1 protein-coding gene is annotated in these 2,070 nt (G+C 58.0%); it reads left to right on the top strand.

The features are described from left to right. Window positions 1-348: 348 nt before the first annotated feature. A complete protein-coding gene (locus JIN81_RS18720) occupies window positions 349-1,698 on the top strand; it encodes an integron integrase (RefSeq protein WP_200283599.1) in 1,350 nt (449 codons plus the stop codon). Window positions 1,699-2,070 lie beyond the last annotated feature (372 nt).

Raw genomic sequence — 2,070 nt, 5'->3', positions numbered from 1 at the left:
CCGAATTGTAATAGATGAAACCGATGATACCGCCGAAGACTGATCCGAGCTTAACTACTCCATGGCTAAATGCTTTCATGATTTTTCAGCCCAACAGTGTTTATTCTCATCACCTCAGATCTTGATATCTGGGAGTGACATTGGTGGAGGCTAGTGCCTTGAAGCCCCGTAGTTCAAGGAATTCTTCCGTGCGAGGTGTTGATATCGGGTGGCGGCTTGCGGGGGCAGTTGGCGTGGTATGAGGTACCTGATATCACTCGGCTCACGTCGACTCGGAGGCATCGGCTCACGCGACCATCTGACATGATCGTCTTCGAGCTGGGATCTTCTCAGTATGTTCGCCTGAACATGTTTTGGATTGACCTGAACTCCTTTGATCGCTTCGATGCCCCTACGATGAGTGTTTCAAGGCTGCACTGGTGCTGGAGGAAGGATCTCGCCGAGTTCCGAGGCCTGTCGGATTTCCAGCGTTCAGGGTTTCTTCTGGTCCTCGAATGGTTTGAAAATTTTCGTCTTCGGCATGATTTGAAGGCCGGGAAGGAGGCGGCGCGGGTCTTTTGGAGGATGGAAGTGAAGGCTGCAGATCGTCCAAGGGAGACTTGGCAGCTGGAGCAGTGGGAGGCGGCGATGCAGTGGTACCTTAATTGGCTGGAGGCTTGTGCGGAGGCGAATGCGGACCACCGGAGCTTGCCGGAGCGGGTACGGGCTGCGGTGCAGTCGGCAGGTGGACGGCGGGGTTTGGCGCTGACGACGAAGCGCTGCTATGGAGCTTGGGCGGCCCGTTACGCGAAGTTTGGGGATGATGAGCGGGCGCTCATGAGAGTGGAAACGGCGAGTCGGTTTCTTGAATCGGTGGTGAAGGATGAGGACTGCGCTTACTCCACTCAGAAACAGGCGCTCAATGCCTTGGCGTTCTTTTTCAAGCAAGTCTGTGGGGTGGAGAACCCGGTGTTCAACGTGAAGCTGCGCAAGACGGGGACGCGGGTGCCGATGGTGCTGTCCAAGGGAGAGACGCAGCGGGTTTTCGAGAAGCTCGAGGGGCCTGGGAGGGCGGCGGAGGGGCGCTATGGCTTACCGGCACGGCTGCAGTACGGGGCCGGGTTGCGGCGCTCTGAGTTGGTCAGAGTGCGAATCAAGGACATTGATCTGGAGCGTGGGACGCTGACGGTGCACCAAGGCAAGGGTGACAAGGATCGCATGACGATGTTACCCAAGAGCTTGCTAGATGCGGTGGCTGGTCAGGTGGAGACGGCTCGCAAGGTCTGGGAGCGAGACCGAGCGGCGGGGCTGGCCGGGGTGCACATACGAGGAGCGCTGGGGAGGCGGATGCAGCGCGCGGCGGAGAGTTTCGAGTGGTTTTGGTTGTTTCCGGCGCGGCAAACATCGGTGGACCCGGCGTGCAATGTCCGTCGCCGGCATCATCTCCACGCGCAGGTTTATAGTGATGCGATCAAGCGCGCGGCGGCGGCAGCGGGTATTGAGAAATGGGTGACGAGCCATGCACTGCGGCATTCGTTCGCCACGCATTTGCTGGAGGGCGGGACGGATCTGCGTCGGATCCAAGAGTTGTTGGGACACGAGGACATCACGACGACGGAGATCTATCTGCACGTGGCGATCGGGGTGAGCGGCTTGGGGGTGGAGAGCCCGCTGGATGGAATGGTGGAGAGGGTGGGAAGTGGGGTGAGTGGGAAGTGAAAAGTAGAAAGTAAAAAGTGGAAAGTGGGGGAAGGCTCCGCTAGCTCTGCGGTTTTTGAGTGGAGAGTAAAAGGTAGAAAGTAGAAAGTGGAAAGGTGGGGGAAGGCTCCGCTTGCTCTGCGGTTTTTGAGTGGAGAGTAAGAAGTAGAAAGTGGAAAGGGGGTGGGTGAGCTGCAGCGGCTTGGAAAGCCGCGCTCCTTATATGCTGGCATCGCTTGGCCCCTGATCCCTCAGTCCCTGACCCCTTTGTCGGAATGGGCTGAAGAGATGGGGAACCGCGAAAGGGGCGCGGAATGGGTGCTCCGCATGCTCTGCGGTTGGTGAGTGGGAAGGAAAAAGGAAAAAGGAAAAAGGAGAAAGTGGAAAGTGGGG

The organism is Haloferula rosea, from assembly GCF_016595525.1.
In the GTDB taxonomy this organism is placed as follows: Bacteria; Verrucomicrobiota; Verrucomicrobiia; order Verrucomicrobiales; family Akkermansiaceae; genus Haloferula; species Haloferula rosea.
This window is presented reverse-complemented; position numbering and strand designations above follow the sequence as displayed.

Coding starts and splice junctions, on each gene's coding strand:
- JIN81_RS18720 (WP_200283599.1), top strand. CDS start 349: ATGTTTTGGATTGACCTGAACTCCTTTGATCGCTTCGATGCCCCTACG.